We start from the raw sequence: 16,938 nt of genomic DNA, 5'->3' as shown, positions 1-16,938 counted from the left end.
GTGAGAACGGCCAGCATCCCCCAGCTATCCGCCCATTGCAATCGCGCGCCGACCCACTGGTCACAGGCTGTAACGTTTATGGCACAAACTGTCACTGCACGTGTACCGCGAATGTCACAGCAACGCCTTGCAACAAAGCCCAAGCCCTTGATTTACCTGGCGTGCCCAGCGGTGGCCCGTCCTTTGCTCTACGCTTTATCAAGCGCAATATCGCTGTACTCCAATAAACATAAAAGCAGGAGATAACCACCATGCGTTACGCACATCCCGGTACTGAAGGCTCGATCGTTTCCTTCAAAGCCAAGTACGGCAACTTCATCGGCGGCGAGTTCGTTGCGCCGGTGGACGGCAACTACTTCACCAACACCTCGCCGGTCAACGGTAAGCCCATCGCCGAATTCCCGCGCTCCACTGCCAAAGACATCGACAAGGCACTGGATGCCGCCCACGCTGCCGCTGACGCCTGGGGCAAAACCTCGGCCCAGGACCGTTCGCTGGTGCTGCTGAAAATCGCCGACCGCATCGAACAGAACCTCGAACTGCTGGCCATCACCGAGACCTGGGACAACGGCAAGGCCGTGCGTGAAACCCTCAACGCCGACATCCCGCTGGCCGCTGACCACTTCCGCTATTTCGCCGGTTGCATCCGCGCCCAGGAAGGCACCAGCGCCGAGATCAACGAACTCACCGCCTCCTACCACTTCCACGAGCCGCTGGGCGTGGTCGGCCAGATCATCCCGTGGAACTTCCCGCTGCTGATGGCTGCCTGGAAACTCGCGCCGGCCCTGGCCGCCGGTAACTGCGTGGTACTTAAACCCGCCGAGCAAACCCCGCTGGGCATCAACGTGCTGATGGAGTTGATTGGCGACCTGCTGCCGCCGGGCGTGCTGAACGTGGTGCACGGTTTCGGTAAAGAAGCGGGCGAAGCCCTGGCCACCAGCAAGCGTATCGCCAAGATCGCCTTCACCGGCTCCACGCCAGTGGGCTCGCACATCATGCATGCGGCGGCGGAGAACATTATTCCGTCGACCGTCGAGCTGGGCGGCAAGTCGCCGAACATCTTCTTTGCCGACATCATGAAAGCCGAACCTTCGTTTATCGAAAAAGCCGCTGAAGGCCTGGTGCTGGCATTCTTCAACCAAGGCGAAGTGTGCACCTGCCCTTCCCGCGCACTGGTGGAAGAGTCGATCTACGACGACTTCATGAAAGTGGTGATGAAGAAGATCGAGCAGATCAAACGCGGCGACCCGCTGGACACCGACACCATGGTCGGCGCCCAGGCGTCCGAGCAGCAGTTCGACAAGATCCTGTCCTACCTGGAAATCGCCAAGGGCGAAGGCGCGCAACTGCTCACCGGCGGCAAGGTTGAGCAACTGACGGGCGACATGGCCGGTGGTTATTACATCCAGCCGACCCTGCTCAAGGGCACCAATGAGATGCGCGTGTTCCAGGAAGAAATCTTCGGCCCAGTGGTGAGCATCACCACCTTCAAGGACGAAGCCGAAGCCCTGGCGATTGCCAACGACACCGAGTTCGGCCTCGGCGCCGGCGTGTGGACCCGTGACATCAACCGCGCCTACCGCATGGGCCGCGCGATCAAGGCGGGCCGTGTGTGGACCAACTGCTACCACCTGTACCCGGCGCATGCCGCGTTTGGTGGCTACAAGAAGTCCGGCGTGGGCCGTGAGACCCACAAGATGATGTTGGATCACTACCAGCAGACCAAGAACCTGCTGGTGAGCTACGACATTAATCCGTTGGGCTTTTTCTAACTAACACCCGCTCCACCATTTGAAATGCAATCAAGTGTGGGAGCTGGCTTGCCTGCGATAGCGGTGGTTCAACCAGCAAAAGTGGTGACTGCCCTATCGTCATCGCAGGCAAGCCAGCTCCCACATTTTGATCTTCGCAAGTACTCGCAACTCACGTTCGACACAAAGAGGTCGAGCTAGAACAATAACAATGGACGGTACTTTCCCATGCCTAGCGAACCCACTGGCTCTTCCGTCGACTTCGAAAAAGTCGGCACCGACTATTTCCAACAGCGCGAACTGAAAAAAGGCGCCGCCGGCTGGGTGCTGCTGGTCGGCCTTGGCGTTGCCTACGTGATCTCCGGCGACTACGCCGGTTGGAACTTCGGCCTGGCCCAAGGCGGCTGGGGCGGCATGTTTCTCGCCACCTTGCTCATGGCCACCATGTACCTGTGCATGTGTTTCTCCCTGGCCGAGCTGTCTTCCATGATTCCTACCGCCGGCGGCGGCTACGGCTTTGCCCGCAGCGCCTTCGGCCCTTGGGGCGGGTTCCTCACCGGCACCGCCATCCTCATCGAATATGCCATCGCGCCCGCCGCCATTGCGGTGTTTATCGGCGCCTATTGCGAGTCGTTGTTCGGCATCGGCGGCTGGATGATTTATCTGGCGTTCTACATCATCTTTATCGGCATCCACATCTTCGGCGTGGGTGAAGCCCTGAAGCTGATGTTTGTGATCACCGCCATCGCAGCGATTGCCTTGGGCGTGTTCCTGGTGTCGATGGTGCCGCACTTCAACGTCGCCAACTTGCTCGATATCCCGGTGACCGAGGCCAAAGGCGCCAGCACCTTCCTGCCGTTTGGCTACGTCGGCGTGTGGGCGGCGATTCCCTACGCGATCTGGTTTTTCCTCGCCGTTGAAGGCGTGCCCCTGGCCGCCGAAGAAACCAAGAACCCCAAACGTGACCTGCCGCGTGGCCTGATTGGCGCCATTGTGGTGCTGACCAGTTTTGCCCTGTTGATTCTGGTGATTGCGCCAGGCGGCGCCGGCACCTATGCGCTGATCAAATCCGGTAACCCGCTGGTCGAGGCGCTGGCCTTGTCTTACGGCGGCTCGACCTGGATGGGCAGCTTCGTCAATCTGGTTGGCCTGGCCGGGCTGATCGCGAGCTTTTTCTCGATTATCTACGCCTACTCGCGGCAGATCTTTGCTTTGTCCCGTGCCGGCTACCTGCCGCGCAAGCTGTCGCAGACCAACAAAAGCAAGGCGCCGGTGCTGGCATTGGTGATCCCCGGCATCATCGGTTTCGGCCTGTCGCTGACCGGCCAGGGTGATTTGCTGATTCTGGTGGCGGTGTTCGGCGCGACCATTTCCTACGTACTGATGATGGCCGCGCACATCACCTTGCGCATCCGCCGCCCCAAAATGGAGCGTCCGTACCGCACACCGGGTGGCATTTTCACTTCCGGCATCGCTCTGGTACTGGCCTGCGTGGCCGTAGTGGCGGGCTTTCTGGTGGATCCACGGGTGGTGATTGGCGCTGCGATCATCTATGGAGTATTAATTGCTTACTTTGCTTTCTACAGCCGGCATCACTTGGTAGCAGGCACGCCCGAAGAGGAATTCGCGGCGATCCAGGCCGCAGAGGCCGCCTTGCACTGATAGCCGTAAACCTCGATGCGGGCGCCTTACTCACGGGCAGCCCGCGTCGCCAAGGAGACACTGTATGGCAAGCTTTTCCCACGCGGTAGGTACACAGACCTACCGCTTCGACAGCCTCAAAGACGTGATGGCCAAGGCCAGCCCGGCGCGTTCCGGCGACTTCCTGGCGGGCGTGGCGGCGCAAAACGACGGCGAGCGGGTCGCGGCGCAAATGGCGCTGGCGAATATCCCGTTGAAACACTTCCTCGAAGAAGTGCTGATCCCCTACGAAAGCGACGAAGTCACCCGGCTAATCATCGACACCCACGATAAGCAGGCGTTTAGCGCAGTCAGCCACCTCACCGTCGGCGGCCTGCGCGACTGGCTGCTCAGTGATGCGGCCGACGAACATACCCTGCGTGCACTGGCGCCCGGGCTGACCCCAGAGATGGCCGCCGCCGTTTCCAAGATCATGCGAGTGCAGGACTTGGTGCTGGTGGCGCAGAAGATCCGCGTGGTCACCCAGTTTCGCGGCACCATGGGCCTGCGCGGGCGCCTGTCGACCCGCCTGCAACCCAACCACCCGACGGATGAACCGGCGGGCATCGCCGCCAGCATTCTCGACGGCCTGCTCTACGGCAACGGCGACGCGATGATCGGAATCAACCCGGCCACCGACAGCATCGCCTCGATCTGCGCCATGCTGGAGATGCTTGACGCGATTATCCAGCGCTACGAAATCCCCACCCAAGCCTGCGTGCTCACCCACGTGACCACCTCCATCGAAGCCATCAACCGTGGCGTGCCGCTGGACCTGGTGTTTCAGTCAATTGCCGGCACCGAGGCGGCCAACGCCAGTTTCGGCATCAGCCTGAGCGTGCTGCAGGAAGGCTACGAGGCGGGTTTGAGCCTGAATCGCGGCACTTTGGGCCAGAATCTTATGTACTTCGAAACCGGCCAGGGCAGTGCCTTGTCGGCCAACGCGCACTTTGGCGTCGACCAGCAAACTTGTGAAACCCGCGCCTACGCCGTGGCGCGGCATTTCAAGCCGTTTTTGGTCAACACGGTTGTAGGCTTTATCGGCCCGGAGTACCTGTACAACGGCAAACAGATCATCCGCGCCGGCCTCGAAGACCACTTCTGCGGCAAGCTGCTTGGCGTGCCGATGGGCTGTGATATCTGCTACACCAACCACGCCGAAGCCGACCAGGATGACATGGACACCCTGCTGACCCTGTTGGGTGTGGCCGGGATCAACTTCATCATGGGCATTCCCGGCTCCGACGACATCATGCTCAACTACCAGACCACCTCGTTCCACGACGCCCTGTACGCCCGACAAACATTGGGTTTAAAGCCGGCGCCGGAGTTTGAACAGTGGCTGGCGAAAATGGGCATCTTCACCCAAGCCGACGGCAAGGTGCATTTCGGCAACAGCCTGCCACCGGCGTTTCGCCACGCCTTGAAGCAATTAGGATGAAGGAGCCGCCTGTGCAACTCGACCTGCCTGACAACCCATGGCTGGAGCTGCGCAGCCTCACGCCTGCGCGCATTGCCTTGGGCCGCACCGGCACCAGCATCCCCACCAACGCGCAGCTGGATTTTCAATTCGCCCACGCCCAGGCACGCGATGCGGTACACCTGCCCTTCGACCATGCGGGCCTGAGCAGCCAAATGGCCGAGCGCGGGCGTGACAGCCTGTTGCTGCACAGCGCTGCGGTGGACCGGCACATGTACCTGCAACGCCCGGATTTGGGCCGACGCTTAAGTGATGAGTCAGCCCAGAGCCTGCGCGACTATGCCGCCGCCAACCCAGGTGGCGTGGATTTGGCCGTGGTGGTAGCCGATGGCCTGTCGGCGCTGGCGGTGCATAAACATACGCTGCCGTTTCTTACACGCATGGAGGAACAGACCCAGGCTGAAGGCTGGTCTTTATCGCCAGTGATTCTGGTGGAACAGGGCCGCGTGGCGGTGGCCGATGAAGTCGGCCAATTGCTCGGGGCCAAGATGGTGGTGATTCTGATCGGCGAACGGCCGGGGCTCAGCTCGCCGGACAGCCTGGGGCTGTATTTCACCTACAACCCTAAGGTCGGCCTCACCGATGCCTACCGCAACTGCATTTCCAATGTGCGCCTGGAGGGCTTGAGCTACGGCATGGCCGCCCATCGCCTGCTCTACTTGATGAAAGAAGCGTGTCGTCGGCAGCTGTCGGGGGTCAATCTCAAGGACGAGGCGCAGGTTCAGACCATCGAATCAGATGATCCAGACCTGATGAAAGGCAATTTCCTGCTCAGCCCACCCAATGACTGATAGCTGCACGATTGCGCTTTTTTGCGTCATTAGGCAGCATCGAGTCACGGCCGCTTGTGTGGTCATACCCCATTTGGAAGTTGAGGCCTGGCATGCGGATTACTCAAGCGACCCTGGAACACCTGGACCTGCTGACCCCGTTGTTCGTCAAATACCGCGAGTTTTATGGCGCACTGCCCTTCCCGGATTCATCGCGGGCCTTTCTGGAAAAGCGCCTGCGCCGCAAAGAGTCAGTGATCTACCTGGCCCTGGCGGACGATGACGACAAGAAGTTGCTGGGGTTCTGCCAGCTGTACCCGAGCTTTTCGTCGCTGTCGCTTAAACGCGTGTGGATCCTCAACGACATCTACGTCGCCGAAGATGCCCGCCGGCAGTTGGTGGCGGATAATTTGATGCGCACCGCGAAGAAGATGGCCAAGGAGACCCAGGCCGTGCGGCTGCGCGTGTCGACCAGCAGTGACAATGAGGTGGCGCAGAAGACCTATGAGTCGATCGGGTTTCGGGAAGATACGGAGTTCAAGAACTACGTGCTGCCGATCAGTGAGGACTGAGAAAACACCAGCGCTCCACTGTGGGAGCTGGCTTGCCTGCGATAGCGGAGTATCAGCGGACGCATCATTTGCTGGCCCACCGCTATCGCAGGCAAGCCAGCTCCCACATTTACATCTAAGCAACATTTGGATCGGTGTAGAGCCTTGATTCCGGCGACACTCCCCGCTACAAAACCAACACGCTTTTCACCTCTCAATCCGTATAATGCGGACCTCTCAGAGCTGTAAGAATCGCGACATAAGCTTGTAGCCTAACTTACCCGTAGCTTCCGCACAGGCCTGCTGAGCCGGGCCATTCACACAGGTGCCATCCATGGATTTCAACCCGCTCGACCTTATCCTGCATCTCGACGTGTACCTCGACATGCTGGTAAGAAACTACGGAGTGTGGATCTACGCCATTCTGTTCCTGGTTATCTTTTGCGAAACCGGTCTGGTGGTCATGCCCTTCCTGCCCGGTGACTCCTTGCTGTTTATCGCCGGCGCCATTGCCGCAGGCGGCGGCATGGACCCGGTACTGCTGGGCGGCCTGTTAATGCTGGCAGCCATTCTCGGCGACAGTACCAACTACGTGATCGGACGAACGGCCGGGGAACGCTTGTTCAGCAACCCGAACTCGAAAATCTTCCGCCGCGACTACCTGCAAAAAACCCACGACTTCTACGACAAGCACGGCGGCAAAACCGTGACCCTGGCGCGCTTCCTGCCAATTCTGCGCACCTTTGCGCCGTTCGTGGCCGGTATCGCCAAAATGCCTTACCCGCGCTTCTTTGGCTTCAGCGTGTTCGGCACCATCCTCTGGGTTGGCGGCCTGGTCACCTTGGGTTACTTCTTCGGCAACGTGCCATTTATCAAGAAGAACCTCTCGCTGCTGGTGGTGTTCATCATCCTGCTGTCGCTGGTGCCGATGATCATCGGCGTGTTCCGCAGCCGGTTTGGCCGCAGTTCCGAAGCCAAGCCGCAGTAACCGGCAATGTGGTCCCTCAGCGCCTGGCGTCGCCGGCGCCTGCTGGCCAAGCACCCGATTGCCGATGACACCTGGCAACGGGTGCGCCACCACCTGACCTTCCTCGACGGCATCAGCGCCGAGCAGGACCAGTGGCTGCGCGAAGCCTGCGTGGTGTTCCTGAGTGAAAAGCACCTCACCGCCCTGCCCGGCGTCGAGCTGCATCAGGAACAGCGCCTGCTGCTCGCTGCCCAGGCACAATTGCCGTTGATGAACCTGGGCGACCTCGACTGGTATCAGGGCTTTCACGAAATCGTGCTGTACCCCGACGACTTCCTCAGCCCCCAGCGCCATCGCGATGCCAGCGGCGTCGAGCACGAGTGGGACGGTGAACACAGCGGCGAAGCCTGGCAGCAAGGCCCGGTGATCCTCGCCTGGCCCGGCGTACTGGCCAGCGGCCAGTGGGAAGGCTACAACCTGGTGATCCATGAGCTGGCGCACAAGCTGGACATGCTCAACGGCGACGCCAACGGCCTGCCGCCGCTGCACCACGACATGCGCGTGCAGGAATGGGCCAGCGTGATGCAAAGCGCCTTTGACGACCTCAACCGCCAGCTGGATGCCAACCCGGACGCCGAAACGGACATCGACCCCTACGCCGCCGAAAACCCGGCGGAGTTCTTTGCCGTCACCAGCGAATATTTTTTCAGTGCCCCGGATTTACTGGTCGGCACTTATCCCCAGGTATACGCGCAACTGAGCCGCTTCTATCGCCAGGACCCGCTGGCCCGCCTGCATCAACTGCAAACCGGCGATGCCCGCTACCAGACTGAACGCCAGGCGCCACACGACGTCTGACGCATGGCATCGGCGTCAGAATATGCCTATAATCGCCGCCACTTTTAGGCCAATCCGGCCATGTTTCATGGCCAACTACGGGGGCACCGCCCAATGAGCTACAGCAAGATTCCGGCTGGCAAAGACCTGCCGAACGACATCTACGTCGCCATCGAAATTCCGGCCAACCACGCGCCGATCAAATACGAAATCGACAAAGACAGCGATTGCCTGTTCGTTGACCGTTTCATGGCCACCCCGATGTTCTACCCGGCCAACTACGGTTTTATCCCTAACACCCTGGCTGACGACGGTGACCCCCTCGACGTGCTGGTAGTAACCCCTTACCCGGTTACCCCAGGCTCGGTAATCCGCGCGCGCCCAGTCGGCATCCTGAACATGACCGACGACGGCGGCGGCGATGCCAAAGTTATCGCGGTGCCACACGACAAGCTGTCCCAGCTGTACGTGGACGTAAAGGAATACACCGACCTGCCGCCACTGCTGCTGGAACAGATCAAGCACTTCTTCGAGAACTACAAAGACCTCGAAAAAGGCAAATGGGTGAAGATCGACGGTTGGGGCAACGCAGACGCCGCCCGCGCCGAGATCATGAAGTCGGTGGCTGCCTACAAAGGCTGATACCCGCTCCTCATTGGCCCGGCAATCAAAAAAGCCCCGACGATTCGGGGCTTTTTTTGTGGAAAAAATTAAACGCCGAGTTCAATGTTTAATTCGCAACGTTTAATAAAATTAGATAACTGCAATATCAGACTACAACTAAGCAAATCCCTACACGCGAAACTCAACGCATAGTTTATTTGATGTATTTTTCCGGCCAGTAAACTCTGCGTTTATGAATACATCAGGTGATCGACTAAAAGCGTTACTGCGGGAAGTTCATCTTTCCGCTTCCGACTTCGCCAAGAACCGTGGTGTCACGCCTCAACACGTGAACAACTGGTTCAAGCGCGGCGTGCCCATGGGCCGACTCAACGAGATCGCAGAACTGCTCTGCGTCTCCAGCCGTTGGCTGCGCACCGGCGAAGGCCTCAAACACCCACCGGCCAACTTCCTGCTGGAAGGCCCGGACCCAAGGAAAGGCATCGCCACCCGCGAAGACAGCGGCAAATACCTCACGGGACCCGCCCGTCTCCCAGAAAAAATCGACGTGGAGATCGCCCTCCACCCCACCTTCACCTCAAGCGAACGCATCCGCGTCTCCCTGTACACCCTCGAAGCCCTCAACGTGAACCCCGACCGCGCCGTAGGCGCCTACATGGTCGACAACAGCATGATCGACATCATCCAACAAGGCGCCACCCTCGCCATCGACCGCGGCCGCAGCCAAATTACCGACGGCGAAATCTACGCCGTCGAACACGACGGCATGCTCCGCATCAAATACCTCTACAACCGCCCCGGCGGCGGCCTGCGCATGCGCAGCCACAACGCCGGCGAACACCCGGACGAATACCTCACCCATGAACAACGCTTTGAACAGAACTTCGAGATCATCGGCTGGGTGTTCTGGTGGTCCACCCTGAACAACCGCAGGCCGGTGCCGCTGGACGAACACCTGCTGGGCTGGGAAGGCTCTAAATCGGACCCGGAGGTAGGCATATGAGGTGAATGTGGGTAGAATGCCGCCCACATTTGGCAGGGGGTGGCTTTGCGCTATCTATCCTGCCTGGCGATGCGGAGGAGTTCCCGCAGATGCCCCTACTATTCAGCCGACGTGATGTGGGCTGAGCGATTTGAAGGCTGGTGAGGTTTGTCAAAAACAAGCTGAGGCAGTCCCCGAGAAGCCGGCCACAAGCCGGCTTTTTAATGCCTGTAAGAATCACAATCCAGTAGTCCAACAATTGTTGGACTACTGGAGCAGCTTATTGCCCGACCTCTCTGGCGCGTTATCCAGCCTGCAAACACTCCACAGCCCGATCCGCCACCATCTTCGCCATCTCCACCAAATGCATTACCGCCCGATGCGGCGCACCCAGCGGTTCACCAAGCGCCTGCGATGTAGCCACCGCACACTGCAGCAGCTCGGCCACGCGCACCCAGGCATCTTCAAAGCTCAGTTCTTCATTAACAGTAAATGGCTTAGTCGCAGCCGATGAGGGTAAATCCGAAATAACGTTATCCATAGAAAACCTCTAGCGGTAAGTGAATACCACCGTCCTTTCGCGACTAAACGAGCAGAGGTGGCGGCTGTACGCAGGTTAGTCGACCGGCCGCTAGGCACCGGCGCACCCGAAGGTGCCCTGCGCACAGCCACCATAAAGTGCAGGTGAGGAAACACCTGGCTTTGGGATGGCGCGTGCGCCTAGCGAAGTCCGGGCGACTAAACCCGATCACTGAAAAAACAGTGACGGAACGCAGCCTAGTCGCCGAATTTAGCTGGCGCAAGCGACTGGAATTCTCTAGGAAACGTCCTGCAAATGAAAGGGATCCGTACTGCTGGCACATAGAATTCGAGCGACCTACCTGGCCTCTTATTTCGCTTAACTTTCTGCTGCACTCAGTGACAGGTATGTGAGCATTCAACCAAATGCCCTTCATTGGTTGAAGCTCGCGAGCCGAAGTGATATCACAAAAGAATCGCCCATCTCATCCTGCGAAAACTTATTGGCGACTGGATGAAGCCAGCTGAACCCACGCATAGGTCAAGGAGACCGACATGCCGAACATCAGGGACCAAAAGCTCCTCTATCACATCACTTCGCTTGATAACCTGGGCAGTATTTTCCGAAGCGGTCTAAAGCCGCGGGCGCAACTCAGGGAATTTGAAGACGTAGCTGACGCCGAGATTCTGAGAAAAAGACAAGGCCTCGGATTAAACCAGTACGTACCTTTCCACTGGTTTGCCGCTAATCCATTCGATGGTAGCGTCCAGCGCAGATGGCCTGGCACCCAATTTGTCGTAATTACAGTTTATCGAAACGTTGCAATCAGAAAGCAATGGAAAGTCATTCCTCGTCATCCATTGGCGAATGATGCGATTCAACTGCTCGATTATGCCGAAGGCTTCGAAGCGATAAATTGGGATGTCATGAACGCCAGGAATTACCACGATCCACACTGCAAAAGCATCTGTATGGCGGAGTGCCTATCGCCAGAGGTCGTTCCCTCTTACGATTTTTTCAATATTTTTGTTTCTAATGCTGAGGTTGAGGCCCTATGCAGGGCTAAAATGCTCGAGGCCAGAGTTAACGTACAAATCGGAGTGAATCGGGGAATGTTTCTTAGATGATTTATAGCAGTCTGAATCCAGAAAAAGCGCTGATTTGGCGGATAGTTCACCGCGATAATCTGCCCTGGATTCTGGACAACGGCCTGCACTGCGCCAGCTCCGAGATGCAGGCACCGCAGTACGTGAACATTGGCAACGCTGACTTAATCGACAAACGCCGCACTCGCTGTGTTCCTATCGCGCCTGCTGGCGTATTGGCCGACTACGTGCCCTTCTACTTCACCCCTTTCTCTGTGATGATGAAAAATATTCACTCCGGGTGGAGCGTTCAGCAGCGCAACAATGACGAGATCGTGATTCTGGTCTCCAGCCTGCACCGCGTCGCTGAACTGGGTCTACCGTTCGTCTTCACAAACGCACACGCTTACCCGGATTGGACAGACTATTACAGCGATCCGGAAAATCTTCATGAGATCGATTGGTCTATCCTTCAACGACGCGACTTTAAACGTGACCCCGATGACCCTCGCAAGATGGAGCGTTATCAGGCCGAAGCGCTGATTTACCACCACCTACCGATTACAGGACTCCTAGGCATCATGTGCTACACCGATGCGATGAAAGAACGCATACAACAGGACGTCGCCGCTAGAGGCCTGACGTTATCTGTGCATGCGCGTCCGGGATGGTATTTCCAATGATCAGATTCACCCAAGGCAACCTTTTGGAAGCCAACACTGAAGCTCTCGTCAACACGGTGAATACCGTGGGCGTGATGGGCAAAGGTATCGCGCTGATGTTCAAAGAGCGCTTTGCGGAAAATTATCGCCTGTACGCAGCTGCCTGCAAGGCTGGCGAGGTAGAAACCGGCAAGGTCCACGTAACGGCGGTCAACGAACTGGAAGGTCCTAAATGGATCGTTAACTTCCCGACCAAACGTCACTGGCGATCGCCATCGCAGATGGCCTGGATAACCGAAGGTCTGCACGACCTACGTCGTTTTTTGATCGAAAACCATGTGAAATCTGTAGCGGTTCCACCGTTGGGCGCGGGTAATGGCGGCCTGAAATGGCCGGAAGTTCGTGAACAGATTGTTGATGTTTTGGGTGATCTGGATGTCGATGTGCTGGTATTTGAGCCCTCCAATCAGTACCTGAACGTCGCCAAACGAAGTGGTGTGGAGAAGCTCACGCCCGCCCGTGCACTCATTGCTGAGCTGGTTCGACGCTACTGGGTTTTAGGTATGGAATGCAGCCTGCTTGAGATTCAGAAGTTGGCCTGGTTTTTAGAACGCGCTATTGAGACGCTGCCAGACGCAAAAAAACCACTGGACCTGAAGTTCGTTGCTCATAAATACGGGCCGTATGCCAATCGGTTGGAACATCTGCTCAATAACCTGGATGGCAGCTATCTACATTGCGACAAACGCATCAGCGATGCGGGTATCAGCGATGTAATCTGGTTTGACCAGGACCGTAAAGCCTTCCTCCAAACCTACCTAAAAACGGAGGCCAAGGAGTATTCACAAGCCCTGGAGCTTACCGCCGAATTGATTGATGGCTTTGAGTCGCCCTTTGGCATGGAGCTGTTAGCGACAGTCGACTGGTTGCTTAGCCAGGAACACGTTCCCCCGACGGTTACCGCTGTGCGTGAAGCATTGAAACGTTGGGACGGCGGTTCAGGTGCGGCTACTCGCAAAAACAAGCTGTTTGACGATCAAGCGCTTGACATTGCGCTGAAGCGGCTTACCTCCAGTATTCTCAGGCCTCAGCTGACCACCTGCTAGGGTGGTCCAGCAACTTGGTGCAACGGCAAACAATGGTTCCTAGAAAGTCCTTTTCATCATCTGCTGCTGCCTATGAGCCATCCAAATAGCTGTAAGCAAACCGACGGAACGCTCCAGGAAACGTCCTTCAAATGAAAGGGATCCGCCCTGCTGGCCCTTGGAAATCACCGCTAATTCTCGACCGTGTCCCCCCCACCCATCTGTTTCCCCAGGTGACACGCTTTCACCCTCCCCCCAATCAACATCGCCCCAACGAACCTTCCTACAAACATATCTAAACAGCCCATTTAAAAACCGCTTGCCGACGCGTTTAGCATTTGGCCCAAAAACTGCTTATTGCACACCGTACAATAAAATCCGGTCTGAGCCGGGCCACCTCACTACTGCTGTGCAATACAGCTTGGGGAATGCAGATGTCTACACCACCACTTCACTCTTCCAACCATGGCTTGGCGCGGTCGCTCAAGGAGCGTCATGTGATGTTGATTGCTATCGGCGGCATTATTGGGGCCGGTTTGTTTCTGGGTTCGGGTAAGGCAATTGCCACGGCGGGGCCGGCGTTGTTGCTGGCGTATGCGTTGTGTGGGGGGATGGTTTATTTGATTGCGCGGGCGCTGGGGGAGTTGTCGTTGTATCGGCCCGGTAGCGGGTCGTTTGCGACGTATGCGGAGGAGTTTTTGGGGCCGCGGGTGGCGTTTATCACGGGTTGGTCGTATTGGTTGATCTGGATTCTGGTGGGGGTGCTGGAGGTTACGGGGATCGGCTTGTTGATGAAATATTGGTTCCCGGAGTTGGCGCAGTGGATTCCGGCGTTGGTCACCACGGTGGTGTTGATGGTGATCAATTTGTTTGCGGTGAAGACGTTTGGCGAGGTGGAGTTCTGGCTGGCATTGATCAAGGTGGTGACGATTGTCGGGTTGATTGCCGCAGGCTTGGCGATTCTGATTTTCGGGCTGGATACATCGTCGCAAACCACCCCTTCGATCACCAACCTGTGGCGGCACGGTGGTTTTTTCCCGAATGGCTGGAGTGGCTTTTGGTACGCGATACCGTTGGCGGCGTTTACCTTTGCCGGGGTTGAGGTGATTGGCTTGGTGGCGGCGGAAACGGCCAACCCGGAGCGCACATTGCCGCGAGCGATCAATAGCATCATCTGGCGGATGGCTATTTTTTATATCGGGTCGATCGCGGTGATCATGGCCCTTTATCCCTGGAACCAGATCGATACTTCGCAAAGCCCGTTTGTGATGGTGTTCGACAGCATTGGCCTGGGGATTGCGGCCGGGCTGATCAATTTTGTAGTGATCAGTGCGCTGGCGTCGTCGTGCAATACCGGGTTGTTTGCCACCAGCCGGATGTTGTTTGCGCTGTCGCATATTCAGCAGGCACCCCGTCAATTGCAGGTGTTGAGCCCGCGCCAGGTGCCGGCGCGTTGCTTGATGGTGTCGACCGCGATTTTGCTGGTGGGGGTATTGCTGAACTATTTGATGCCGGAAAGTATTTTCAACCTATTGATCACCGGCATTCTGGGCCTGTTGATTTGGGTGTGGGCGGTGATCATCACCACGCATATGGCGTATCGGTGCAAGGTGCAGCGGGGTGAGTTGCCGCTGATGGCGTATCGCTTGCCGTGGGCTCGGGGCAGCAGCGTGTTGGTACTGTTGTTTTTGGCTGGGTTGACGGTGCTGGTGATTCGAGACCCGGAGACGCGCACGGCGTTTTACGTGGCGGCGGCCTGGTTTGCGTTGTTGCTGCTGGTATATCCAAAGCGCAACGCACCCAAGGAGGTGAGCGATGTTCACAGCGCCTGATAGGTCCGCGTTGCAGGGCTGCATCACACGCTATACCCACGCCAACCCCAACAGCGCCCGGCAAATGGACTTGGCCGCGCGGGTAATGCCGGGTGGCAATACCCGCTCAGTGCTGTTTTATGCGCCGTTTCCGTTGGTGATGTCGGGCGGCGCGGGCTGTTTTCTTGATGACCTGGACGGGCATCGTTATGTCGACTTTCTCGCCGAATACACCGCAGCGCTGTATGGGCACTCTCACCCGGTAATCATCCAGGCGCTGACGACGGCGATGGCGAACGGGCTGAACCTCAGCGCCCCTACGCAACTGGAAGCGCGGTTGGCAGCGTTGATCGTGGAGCGCTTTGGTTGTATCGAACAGGTGCGCTTTACCAATTCCGGTACCGAGGCGAATCTGCTCGCGCTGGCGGCGGCACGGGCCTACACCGGGCGCGACGGCGTCATCGCGTTTAACGGCGGTTATCACGGCGGCGTGCTGAGTTTTGCCGGGCCAGGCACGCCGATGAATGTGCCCCACCGCGTGTACCTGGCGGATTACAACGATCTAGGCAGTGTCGAGCGTTTGCTGTTTGAGCACCCTGGCGAGTGTGCGGCGATCCTCGTGGAGCCGATGTTGGGCGCCGGTGGCTGTATCTGCGCCGCGCCGGGCTTTCTCGAGGGTTTGCGCGAGTTGAGCCGTGCATATGGGGTACTGCTGGTGTTCGATGAGGTGATGACTTCACGCCTTGGCCCAGGCGGTTTACAAGAAAAGCTCGGTATAACGCCTGACCTGATGACCCTGGGCAAATACCTCGGCGGCGGGATGCCCTGTGGAATGTTGGGTGGCCGACGAGACATCATGGCGCAGTTCGATCCGCGCCATGGCAGCCTCTCTCACGCAGGCACCTTTAACAACAACGTACTGACCATGGCGGCGGGTATCGCTGGATTGGAGCAGGTGTATACCCGTGAGCAAGCCATTGCGTTGAATACAAGGGGCGACCGGTTGCGCGAGCAACTGAACGAGGTGCTCGCCTCTATGCCGATGCAGTTTACCGGGCAGGGTTCAGTGATGAACCTGCATCCCACAGGCTTGCCGATTCTTCGGCCCACGGATATCCCAACGGACCGAAACCGCCTACGGGACCTGTTCTTTTTTCACCTGCTTGAATGTGGGATCTACAGTGCGCGGCGTGGGCTGTTTGCGTTGAGCCTGCCGCTGACCGAGCACGAAATGAATCGGCTGGTTAATGCTACACAGGCCTTTGTAGAACGCTATGGAGGCATGTTGACCAGAGACTGACGCCACGCCTGGAAGAGCGACAGCGAATCGACGACCGGCTATCCTTTCGCCGTCGCTCAACCGGAACAACGTCCATGACCAGCAAAACCGCAAACCCACGAGGCAGGCGTAAAAAAACCGTTGGCGAAGACCCGCAAAACCAGCTGAATAAAGACACGATTATCGCCGCCGCATTGGCGTTGATCGACCGCGAAGGCCTGGAAAAATGCAGCCTGCGCAACTTGGCAAATAGCCTGGGCGTGTACCCGACAGCCATTTACTGGTACGTCTCATCACGTGAGTTGCTGTTGAGTGAAGTGCTGGCCAAAGTCCTTGAAGGGGTGGCACCGCACCCTCAGGAACGCTGGCAGGACTACCTTCGCGCCACCCTGGTTAATTGCCATAACGCTGTGCACCAGCACCCGAATGTGGCGCCGTTGCTCGGTGCGCAACTGGTCTCCAACACCCGCACCGACTTCAAGTTGGTAGAAGGCGTATTGGCAGCGTTGCAGCAAGCGGGTTTCAGTGGGCCTTCATTGGCTGGCGCCTACAACACGTTTATCGCCGCCCTTGCCGGTTTCACCACCTTGGAGTTCGCCCCGCTGCCGGAGAACACCGAAGCCTGGCAGCAGCAAGTACAGGAAAGCCTGCAGACCGTTGACGCCGAGCAGCACCCGACCCTTGCGCAGAACATGGGCCAGCTCAGCAACCGAGGTTTCAGCCTGCGCTGGCAAAATGGTGTGCACGCGCCGCTGCATGAGAGCTTTGCGTTTTATGTCGACACCCTCCTCTGCGGCCTGGAAACCCTGGCGGCGCGTCGCTGAAAAATCGCACAACATAATCAGAAAGCCTAT

The 16,938-nt window shown here is 57.9% G+C and carries 16 protein-coding genes; 15 read left to right on the top strand and 1 reads right to left on the bottom strand.

Annotated features, from left to right (window positions below; all coding sequences use genetic code 11):
* Positions 1–251: 251 nt before the first annotated feature.
* From exaC to P5706_RS03820, 9 genes are all read left to right on the top strand, one after another.
* Positions 252–1,772: an acetaldehyde dehydrogenase ExaC gene (exaC, locus tag P5706_RS03860; protein WP_056861948.1), complete on the top strand. Its 1,521-nt coding sequence runs from the start codon at positions 252–254 to the stop codon at positions 1,770–1,772.
* A 207-nt stretch (positions 1,773–1,979) separates the two neighbouring features.
* Positions 1,980–3,413, top strand: coding sequence for an ethanolamine permease (eat, locus tag P5706_RS03855; protein WP_058420204.1), 1,434 nt, complete (start codon positions 1,980–1,982; stop codon positions 3,411–3,413).
* 64 nt (positions 3,414–3,477) lie between these two features.
* Positions 3,478–4,872: an ethanolamine ammonia-lyase subunit EutB gene (locus P5706_RS03850; protein ID WP_285678596.1), complete on the top strand. Its 1,395-nt coding sequence runs from the start codon at positions 3,478–3,480 to the stop codon at positions 4,870–4,872.
* Entirely contained in the window at positions 4,869–5,702 is an 834-nt protein-coding gene (eutC, locus tag P5706_RS03845) for an ethanolamine ammonia-lyase subunit EutC (RefSeq protein WP_285678595.1), read from the top strand. The genes P5706_RS03850 and eutC overlap by 4 nt, the downstream gene beginning before the upstream one ends.
* Positions 5,703–5,794: 92 nt before the next feature.
* Positions 5,795–6,253 (top strand): GNAT family N-acetyltransferase, encoded by a 459-nt coding sequence (locus tag P5706_RS03840; RefSeq protein ID WP_138813679.1) that lies wholly within the window; start codon positions 5,795–5,797, stop codon positions 6,251–6,253.
* Positions 6,254–6,566: 313 nt separating this feature from the next.
* The gene (locus P5706_RS03835) at positions 6,567–7,220 is read left to right on the top strand and encodes a DedA family protein (RefSeq protein WP_056861943.1); all 654 of its coding nucleotides are present in this window, start codon (positions 6,567–6,569) and stop codon (positions 7,218–7,220) included.
* Positions 7,221–7,226: 6 nt separating this feature from the next.
* Entirely contained in the window at positions 7,227–8,057 is an 831-nt protein-coding gene (locus tag P5706_RS03830; RefSeq protein ID WP_285678594.1) for a M90 family metallopeptidase, read from the top strand.
* 93 nt (positions 8,058–8,150) lie between these two features.
* Entirely contained in the window at positions 8,151–8,678 is a 528-nt protein-coding gene (gene ppa / locus P5706_RS03825) for an inorganic diphosphatase (protein WP_003176323.1), read from the top strand.
* 214 nt (positions 8,679–8,892) lie between these two features.
* Positions 8,893–9,663, top strand: coding sequence for a LexA family transcriptional regulator (locus P5706_RS03820; RefSeq protein WP_200432095.1), 771 nt, complete (start codon positions 8,893–8,895; stop codon positions 9,661–9,663).
* A gap of 283 nt (positions 9,664–9,946) precedes the next feature.
* Here the strand turns inward: P5706_RS03820 and P5706_RS03815 are convergent, their stop codons facing one another.
* The gene (locus tag P5706_RS03815) at positions 9,947–10,183 is read right to left on the bottom strand and encodes a DUF6124 family protein (protein WP_017136023.1); all 237 of its coding nucleotides are present in this window, start codon (positions 10,181–10,183) and stop codon (positions 9,947–9,949) included.
* A 533-nt stretch (positions 10,184–10,716) separates the two neighbouring features.
* Here P5706_RS03815 and P5706_RS03810 point away from each other — a divergent pair.
* From P5706_RS03810 to P5706_RS03785, 6 genes are all read left to right on the top strand, one after another.
* The gene (locus P5706_RS03810; protein ID WP_285678593.1) at positions 10,717–11,289 is read left to right on the top strand and encodes a DarT ssDNA thymidine ADP-ribosyltransferase family protein; all 573 of its coding nucleotides are present in this window, start codon (positions 10,717–10,719) and stop codon (positions 11,287–11,289) included.
* Positions 11,286–11,930, top strand: a complete 645-nt coding sequence (gene darT / locus P5706_RS03805; protein ID WP_200432093.1) for a type II toxin-antitoxin system toxin DNA ADP-ribosyl transferase DarT — start codon at positions 11,286–11,288, stop codon at positions 11,928–11,930. Before P5706_RS03810 ends, darT begins: the two co-directional genes overlap by 4 nt.
* On the top strand, positions 11,927–13,015 hold the full coding sequence (gene darG, locus P5706_RS03800) for a type II toxin-antitoxin system antitoxin DNA ADP-ribosyl glycohydrolase DarG (protein WP_200432092.1): 1,089 nt from the start codon (positions 11,927–11,929) through the stop codon (positions 13,013–13,015). Before darT ends, darG begins: the two co-directional genes overlap by 4 nt.
* A 413-nt stretch (positions 13,016–13,428) precedes the next feature.
* Positions 13,429–14,826 carry an amino acid permease gene (locus P5706_RS03795; protein ID WP_285678592.1) on the top strand — a complete coding sequence of 466 codons (1,398 nt, stop codon included), beginning with the start codon at positions 13,429–13,431 and terminating at the stop codon, positions 14,824–14,826.
* Positions 14,810–16,105: an aspartate aminotransferase family protein gene (locus P5706_RS03790; RefSeq protein WP_285678591.1), complete on the top strand. Its 1,296-nt coding sequence runs from the start codon at positions 14,810–14,812 to the stop codon at positions 16,103–16,105. The genes P5706_RS03795 and P5706_RS03790 overlap by 17 nt, the downstream gene beginning before the upstream one ends.
* Before the next feature lie 74 nt (positions 16,106–16,179).
* The gene (locus tag P5706_RS03785; protein WP_170038048.1) at positions 16,180–16,908 is read left to right on the top strand and encodes a TetR family transcriptional regulator; all 729 of its coding nucleotides are present in this window, start codon (positions 16,180–16,182) and stop codon (positions 16,906–16,908) included.
* Positions 16,909–16,938 lie beyond the last annotated feature (30 nt).

This window comes from Pseudomonas sp. ChxA (assembly GCF_030263855.1).
In the GTDB taxonomy this organism is placed as follows: domain Bacteria; phylum Pseudomonadota; class Gammaproteobacteria; order Pseudomonadales; family Pseudomonadaceae; genus Aquipseudomonas; species Aquipseudomonas fluorescens_CB.
Note: the sequence above shows the minus strand (reverse complement) of the source record. Positions and strands in the feature narration are given on the sequence as shown.

Bases quoted from the DNA above. Each gene is read 5' to 3' on its own strand.
- exaC (WP_056861948.1), top strand. From the start codon at position 252: ATGCGTTACGCACATCCCGGTACTGAAGGCTCGATCGTTTCCTTCAAA.
- eat (WP_058420204.1), top strand. From the start codon at position 1,980: ATGCCTAGCGAACCCACTGGCTCTTCCGTCGACTTCGAAAAAGTCGGC.
- P5706_RS03850 (WP_285678596.1), top strand. From the start codon at position 3,478: ATGGCAAGCTTTTCCCACGCGGTAGGTACACAGACCTACCGCTTCGAC.
- eutC (WP_285678595.1), top strand. From the start codon at position 4,869: ATGAAGGAGCCGCCTGTGCAACTCGACCTGCCTGACAACCCATGGCTG.
- P5706_RS03840 (WP_138813679.1), top strand. From the start codon at position 5,795: ATGCGGATTACTCAAGCGACCCTGGAACACCTGGACCTGCTGACCCCG.
- P5706_RS03835 (WP_056861943.1), top strand. From the start codon at position 6,567: ATGGATTTCAACCCGCTCGACCTTATCCTGCATCTCGACGTGTACCTC.
- P5706_RS03830 (WP_285678594.1), top strand. From the start codon at position 7,227: ATGTGGTCCCTCAGCGCCTGGCGTCGCCGGCGCCTGCTGGCCAAGCAC.
- ppa (WP_003176323.1), top strand. From the start codon at position 8,151: ATGAGCTACAGCAAGATTCCGGCTGGCAAAGACCTGCCGAACGACATC.
- P5706_RS03820 (WP_200432095.1), top strand. From the start codon at position 8,893: ATGAATACATCAGGTGATCGACTAAAAGCGTTACTGCGGGAAGTTCAT.
- P5706_RS03815 (WP_017136023.1), bottom strand. From the start codon at position 10,183: ATGGATAACGTTATTTCGGATTTACCCTCATCGGCTGCGACTAAGCCA.
- P5706_RS03810 (WP_285678593.1), top strand. From the start codon at position 10,717: ATGCCGAACATCAGGGACCAAAAGCTCCTCTATCACATCACTTCGCTT.
- darT (WP_200432093.1), top strand. From the start codon at position 11,286: ATGATTTATAGCAGTCTGAATCCAGAAAAAGCGCTGATTTGGCGGATA.
- darG (WP_200432092.1), top strand. From the start codon at position 11,927: ATGATCAGATTCACCCAAGGCAACCTTTTGGAAGCCAACACTGAAGCT.
- P5706_RS03795 (WP_285678592.1), top strand. From the start codon at position 13,429: ATGTCTACACCACCACTTCACTCTTCCAACCATGGCTTGGCGCGGTCG.
- P5706_RS03790 (WP_285678591.1), top strand. From the start codon at position 14,810: ATGTTCACAGCGCCTGATAGGTCCGCGTTGCAGGGCTGCATCACACGC.
- P5706_RS03785 (WP_170038048.1), top strand. From the start codon at position 16,180: ATGACCAGCAAAACCGCAAACCCACGAGGCAGGCGTAAAAAAACCGTT.